Annotated in this window: 6 protein-coding genes and 1 pseudogene; 3 read left to right on the top strand and 4 right to left on the bottom strand. The window is 61.8% G+C overall.

The window, feature by feature from the left end; all coding sequences use genetic code 11:
* The first annotated feature begins 114 nt into the window (after positions 1-114).
* The 3 genes and pseudogenes from NT132_RS04235 to NT132_RS04225 form a co-directional block, all read left to right on the top strand.
* Positions 115-381 carry a hypothetical protein gene (locus NT132_RS04235; protein ID WP_297785243.1) on the top strand — a complete coding sequence of 89 codons (267 nt, stop codon included), beginning with the start codon at positions 115-117 and terminating at the stop codon, positions 379-381.
* On the top strand, positions 378-1,205 hold the full coding sequence (gene istB, locus NT132_RS04230; protein ID WP_297785240.1) for an IS21-like element helper ATPase IstB: 828 nt from the start codon (positions 378-380) through the stop codon (positions 1,203-1,205). The genes NT132_RS04235 and istB overlap by 4 nt, the downstream gene beginning before the upstream one ends.
* Positions 1,206-1,270: 65 nt before the next feature.
* Positions 1,271-1,480, top strand: a pseudogene (locus tag NT132_RS04225) (IS3 family transposase); the annotation flags it as partial.
* Between the two features lie 343 nt (positions 1,481-1,823).
* Here the strand turns inward: NT132_RS04225 and NT132_RS04220 are convergent.
* The 4 genes from NT132_RS04220 to NT132_RS04205 are packed head-to-tail and all read right to left on the bottom strand — an operon-like array spanning position 1,824 to position 6,301.
* Positions 1,824-3,269 (bottom strand): oligosaccharide flippase family protein, encoded by a 1,446-nt coding sequence (locus tag NT132_RS04220; RefSeq protein ID WP_297785237.1) that lies wholly within the window; start codon positions 3,267-3,269, stop codon positions 1,824-1,826.
* Positions 3,262-4,389: a glycosyltransferase family 4 protein gene (locus tag NT132_RS04215; protein ID WP_297785258.1), complete on the bottom strand. Its 1,128-nt coding sequence runs from the start codon at positions 4,387-4,389 to the stop codon at positions 3,262-3,264. Before NT132_RS04215 ends, NT132_RS04220 begins: the two co-directional genes overlap by 8 nt.
* A gap of 47 nt (positions 4,390-4,436) precedes the next feature.
* Positions 4,437-5,477, bottom strand: a complete 1,041-nt coding sequence (locus tag NT132_RS04210; protein ID WP_297785234.1) for a glycosyltransferase — start codon at positions 5,475-5,477, stop codon at positions 4,437-4,439.
* Positions 5,474-6,301: a glycosyltransferase family 2 protein gene (locus NT132_RS04205; protein WP_297785231.1), complete on the bottom strand. Its 828-nt coding sequence runs from the start codon at positions 6,299-6,301 to the stop codon at positions 5,474-5,476. The genes NT132_RS04210 and NT132_RS04205 overlap by 4 nt, the downstream gene beginning before the upstream one ends.
* Between the last annotated feature and the right edge of the window lie 103 nt (positions 6,302-6,404).

Genomic DNA, 6,404 nt, shown 5'->3' with positions numbered 1-6,404 from the left:
TCGCCCCGGGCGTGGACTCGTACAAGTCCACCGCTCGGCGACGGAACTCGTCCGTGTAGTTCTTCCTGGCCATCCTTGGATTCTCGCTCCCCCCAGCATCGTGCTGGAATCAGCGTGTCCAAGATCAAGGGTCAAGCCCCGGTCGCCGAACCCGGGCTCGGGGTCACGATCCGTGACACCGGACATGTCACCGCGCTGGAGACGATCGCGATGGCGTCGACGCCTCCAGGGCGCCCACACCGCCGCAAAGAGCGCATTCCGCCCGGACCCGCGGCGCTCCGCGCCGCGCAGGTGCTCTCCGGCACCGGCCAGCCCGTTTCGACCGTGATCAGCCTGGCCGCCTACGAGCAGGCCGCGAAGAACAGGAACACTCTCCGATGACCACCACCATCCCCACAACGAACGCCGCGACGAAAGCGGCGGCGAGCACCTACCAGCAGCTGCGCAACCACCTCGTCGACCTGAAACTCGCCGACGCCGCCGACGCCCTCCCGAAAGTCCTCGACCAGGCCCAGGCCGAGGGCTGGACCCTCACCACCGCGCTGGAACGACTGCTGCACATCGAAGTCACCGCGACCGAGGCGCGCCGCCTCGCAGGACGGTTCCGGTTCGCGAACCTTCCCACCGGTCAAACCCTCGACGACTTCGACCTCGACGCCGCCAGCGGCATCGACAAGAACCTGCTCGCCGAGCTCGCCACCTGCCGATACCTCGACACCGCCACCAACGTGCTCCTCATCGGCCCACCCGGCGTCGGGAAGAGCCACATCGCGACCGGCCTCGGCCACGCCGCCGTCAACGCCGGCTACCGGGTCTACTTCACCTCCGCCGCCGACCTCGCCGCCCGCTGCCACCGCGCCGCGATCGAGGGGAAATGGGCGACCATGATGCGGTTTTTCGCCGGCCCCACGCTGCTGATCATCGACGAACTCGGCTACCTCCCACTGCCAGGAGAAGCCGCGTCCGCACTTTTCCAAGTCATCAACCAGCGCTACCTGAAGACCTCGATCGTGCTCACCACGAACAGGCCCGTCGGCGCCTGGGGCGAGATCCTGGGCGACACCACCGTCGCCGCCGCGATGCTCGACCGACTCCTACACCGCTCCGTCGTCGTCACCCTCGACGGCGCCTCCTACCGCCTCCGCAACCACCACGCCGCAGCCGACGAACTCCGCCGCGTCACCAGCGGCACAAACCTGCGCTAGCGTTACCCCGCGACCTGAGGAAATCCGGCGAGCGGCGTTGAGGAAATCCGGTGAGCGCCGTCTGCGACAACGCCGCCATGGAATCGTTCTTCGCCCTGCTGCAGAAGAACGTCCTCGACCGCCGCTCGTGGACCACCCGGGAGCAGCTGCGGATTGCGATCGTCACCTGGATCGAGCGGACCTACCACCGCCGGAGGCGCCAACTCCGCCTGGGCCGTTTGACGCCCATCGAGTTCGAGACCATCATGAACACGACCGCCGCACTGGCGGCGTGACTACAACCTGTCACCTATTCGTGCAGCAGTCCCGCTTGCCCTTAGGTTTGTCGGGTTCTAGGTAGGCGGCGACGATGCGTTGGCAGATGCCCCAGGTCGCTTCGACCTCGACGTGCTCGTCGATAGCTCGGCGACAGGAGAGCGGCCCGGCGACTCCGCAACGCGATGAACAGCATCGATGGGCACCAGCACCAGCACCCACGCCGTCCGACGGCGAGGCTCTCGACACTCTCCCCGAGCTACACCCTGAGGTGGGCGCCAAGTGACGCTATTCGGGTAAGGCTCAGCACGTCTATCGCGGCGCTGACGCAGAGCTGCGCAATAAGGATGTCGCTTGTCGGCACTAGTTCTTTCCGAACCCGTAGGTGCTCAGCAGTGCCCAAATGCCTAGACGGCGTCTAAGTAGCCAGATCGCGCACACGGCCGCGAGCGCAAGTAGGCCTTCCGTTATGACTCGCATGACGAGTGGCAGGGCGCCCGTTGTTTCGGCGGCCATGCGAGCGGTGGCGAAGGCGAACATGCCAATCAGGCCCGGCTGCAAATATGCTCGCAGTACTAGGCCAAGCGGAAAGAAGCCGGCCCTCACGCACATAATCAATTGAAACGCGTGGCGCGCGGCTGGGAAGACTACACAATATCCAATGGCAATCCATATATTTCCCGTGACGCTAGTCAAAATCCCCACAGGCACTAGGGCCGCCAATAATACGCCCTGCGCAGCCCAGATCCATTTGAACCTGGCAATTGCCTCTAGCGCAGAAGCGAGTTGCAGAGAAATGCCTCGCAGGGCGGAAGCGAGCGCTAGTGCTGTGACGAACGGGACCGCTTCCACCCAGGCCGGCCCGAGGAGCAGAGGCACAAGAACGGGCGCTGCGCCAGCGACGAAGCATGCGAGTGGCACAGTTAGCCACGCGACGAGGGCCAGCATATCCGGCCATCTGCGCCCGACGCGACTCGGGTTGCCTGCATCATGTCGGTACTCCGGGTAAAGCACTTGTGCAACTGCTGCGTTCAGTCGGTCGAACGGAACGGTTGCGATGACGTCGGCGCGGTTCCAATATCCAAGTTGCACCGGTCCACTGAACCGGGAAACTAATAGCTTTGGCACGTTTTCCAGGGCGAATGACATCAGGTTTGCGGCGGTCACACGCCAGGAAAATGAAAGATGGGGAGCGGTTTCTTTCCACCGGACTCTCCCGGGAAGGATATTTCGACGGCAGATTATCGCCAGGGCAATCCAGCAGAATATCTGCAGCATGACAGCGGAGGCTACGAGCGAAAGCGACGAACGCCAGACCAGGACCATGACGAAGGACACGCCGAAAGCTGCCAACGAAGAACCTAGTTGGACTATCGACAGAATTCGGAATTTTCCTACTCGACGCATGTATCCGGAAAGTAGCCCCACGGCTGGCGCGAACAGTGCAGTAACACCGGCGAGCGCGATAGCTGGGCCGGAGGATGGGCTATTCCACAGGAGCGCCCAAAGAGACGCAGGCGCGGCAACGATAAGCATCGCGGCCAATCCCACCACGAATGAAACCGTGCTCAGGCTTCGCAGAAGCGAGGCGTCGAGGACGTCAAGGCGCGCGACCGCCTGCCCCAGTCCTGCGACGCTGAACACCGCGACTAGGTTCGCCACTATTACTGCGATCGCGTATATCGCGAAGTCTGAAGGCGTCAGTATTCGAGCGGTCAGAGCTGCATACGCGAACTGGATCACTACGCTCCCCAGTTGGCCTGTTAGTAGCCACGCGCCTCCGGCGCCTAAACGTCGGGCGTTACTCACTTCGCCTGGCCAGCGCAGAGGATGAGGCGATCGCGCGCCGATATACCTTGATGTACCTGGCAGCGACGGTTGGTCCGGAGTGCTCGCTGCGCACTGTGGGAGCCATCTGGCGCACCAGCGGTGCGCCCTCGATTGCTTGGCTGATCGCTGCCGTCAGTTCCTGGTCGCGGGCCCTACGAAAATCGACGGTCACACCGACGTTGTACTTCTTCAGGTTCTCCGCGGCACCACCGCTCTTCGTGTCCACGACAACGGGCACGCCCAGGATTAGCGACTCAACGACCGTCAACCCGAAACTCTCTTCCGCGGAAGCATGCACATGCGCCCTCGCCTGCGCAAGCCGCTTCATAGTCGCTCCGCGAGCAAGAGGGCCGCGCATGCGGATGTTTGGTAGTTCCGCGCGCTTCGCGACACGAGCGCGGAAGCTCTCGTCCAGACCCTTTCCGGCAAATTCCATAACCCAGGGGAGACCCAACCGCGCATACCGCGCTGCCAGGAGGTGGGACCGCTTTCGTCGGCTGCTGTCCGCAATCTCGAGAAGGAAGGCTTCACTACCGACGACGCCCCGATCTTGGTGAAGATCTTCCATATCGACCTCAACCTCCACCACGTTCGGTATAACCTGTACATCGCCGGGCCACACATGTTGCCGCTTCCAACGATCGCTTACGTAGTGCGAAACTCCCACGAGCTGTGTGTGCGCCGGTGTCCTCACGCGGTTCCATAGTGAGTGCAGCGCGCGCAGCGCCCAGTACGGCCCTCGATTCTGTATGAAAACGGTCCATGGTGCATCGTGAATAGTAACGACCATGGGCAGGCCGAGATCGAGAGCGACCCTTTGCCATTCGTACGTCCAGTGGGCGTGCACTACGTCGGCGTCGATAGCAAGAGCGGCGCGCTTCATCGCGCGTCGCTCCTGAGCAAAGAAGTCTGCGATCTGTAGCTTCGGGGAGGCACGCGACGCCACGCGAATGAAGTTGATACGCGGACCTCGTAGGGTGAGGCCGGGGAGTCCTCGCTCATGCGTAATTACAGTCACGCTCAGTCCAACACGGAGCAAGGCTGTACATAGCGCCCCAACCGGTGCGCCGTAATTTCGCCCTCGTTCATCGTCTGGCACTCCGGGCAGGTACTCAACGAGATCTGCAGGCGTGACGGGCCCCAAGATCAATACGTGCACTGCCGAACCACCTCATCGTATAGCTTCGCGTATTCTCTGGTTCCGCGGCTCGCGAGCAGGTCGACAACGGAACGTGTGCCTGCGATCGCCTGGATGGGCTCGCGAATACGGCGGCGCCAGAGCGCCTGATCGAGCGGCAGCAGCTCCACCCCTGGAAGCCCCCTTGACCAACGAAGCCCGGGTGAGTCTGCTGCGAGAACATGGCAGCCAGACACTGTCGCCTCAGCCAGCGCGACACCCATTCCCTCGTGAAGGGAAGGCATAAGAAATATGTCGGTCTCGGCGAGATAACGCGCAGGGTCTTTCACTCCGCGCGCGATGAGACGTCCTTGTTTCTCCAGGTCATCGAGTTGTGCAATTTCCTCGGCTGCGGCATTAGTTTCATCCCCAAGGTGGATAAGCCGTGCCTCGGGCGGCAAGGCAGACAGGGCAAACTCGTGGTTCTTTATCGACGAACAATTTCCGACGAGGGCGAATATCTCGCCCACATCCGGAGCCGACTGGCGCGAGCGCGCTGCTTCGAAGAAGCGGTCGTCTACCCAATTGAGGATGGTGGTCGTTCGCCGACCGAATGCTCGCTCGTGAATGGCCACGTCGTCCGAAACGGCGACTACTGCGCGACTGCACCGGTCCCCGACGCGGTTCGCCATCGTCCGGATCAGCCCTTTTCCGCCAGCGCGGGGGAAAACATTGTGCACCGTTCGCACGATTCGTCGCGCTCCTGCTGATCGGAGGATGACTGCCATAATCGCATACTCGCGCTCCACATGGATATTCCACACGGCGTCGCGGTTGGAGCGCGCGAGTCCCCAAAGCTGAACCATTCCGCGGAAGCTGGTCAGCTTCGGGACGAAGCGGACGTCGTACCCGGCGAACTCAAGGTCAGAGGCAAACGAGTGATCTGAGCCCTGCCCGACAACCATTGCATTCCTGTAGCGATCGGGCCAGTGGGCGGCGGAGGACGCCAGCATCCGCTCCATGCCACTCGGCCTCAACTCGCCCATTAAGTGAATGAGGCTCGCGTTCATCGTCGGAAGCATATCCGTGCGATCCAAACGAAATAGAAGCCTACCCATTGGGCCAGCCATGTCCATCCCGCATGCCGCCTGAGATACGTCCTCCGTTCCTTGATCGGAAAACCCTTTGGGCCGAGCAGCAATTTCAACCGCCGCCGTCGTGTCACGGACGGATCGCGGAACGTACCATCCGTTGAATTACGCTCAGTCTTGCCGACGTATTCCGGGCATGTCACGATCTTCACATTCTCTTGTCGCGCCCGCAGACCCATATCGAAATCGCCGTAGTGGTGCGTGAACGACGGATCCGGGCCACGGAGATTCGCGTGAACATCGGCGGGAAAAAGAACCATATTGCCGTTGAAAGTGTGAACCTCCAGTTCGGTGCCGACGGGTGCCAACTCAAAAGACAGCCTGAACGGCGCGGCGTTGACGAAGTAGCCACCGTAAGTCGGCTCATCGGACTTTGGGTGTGATATGCAGCCGACTACGATGGCTCCTCGGTTTCGGGCTGATGTGACGAGCATCGCGGCGACTGCGCCCTCGTTGAGCTCAATATCGTCGTTGAACCACAGAACCATGTCCGCCAGACCGATCGCAGCCGCTGCAACTGACATGCCACCGCCCCAATAGTATTCACCAGTCCCGTGGATCAGCTCGACTGAGTTCATCTCCTCAAGGGCAGCAGCAGTCCCGTCCGTGCTTGCATCGTCGACAACGACAAAGCGCACCGTCGCGTTCTCGATCGTCTCGAACTGCTTCTCGATCGATTGAACAGCCGCCACTGTCATTTCGCGCCGGTTGAAACAAGTCGCGATTGCAACTACCTCAAGCAAGACAACTCCAACGTAGCGAGGGGGAGGTTCGCAAATCCCCCGCGGGTGTCTCGACACCGTGAGGTGTTTCGCGAGGTGACTTAGCGAGTAGGTTGCAGCGGGT

Origin of the sequence: Microbacterium sp., assembly GCF_026393345.1 — a bacterium.
Lineage (GTDB): Bacteria > Actinomycetota > Actinomycetes > Actinomycetales > Microbacteriaceae > Microbacterium.
This window is presented reverse-complemented; position numbering and strand designations above follow the sequence as displayed.

Excerpts from the sequence above, each read along its gene's own strand:
- istB (WP_297785240.1), top strand. The coding sequence starts at position 378 with ATGACCACCACCATCCCCACAACGAACGCCGCGACGAAAGCGGCGGCG.
- NT132_RS04210 (WP_297785234.1), bottom strand. The coding sequence starts at position 5,477 with ATGAACGCGAGCCTCATTCACTTAATGGGCGAGTTGAGGCCGAGTGGC.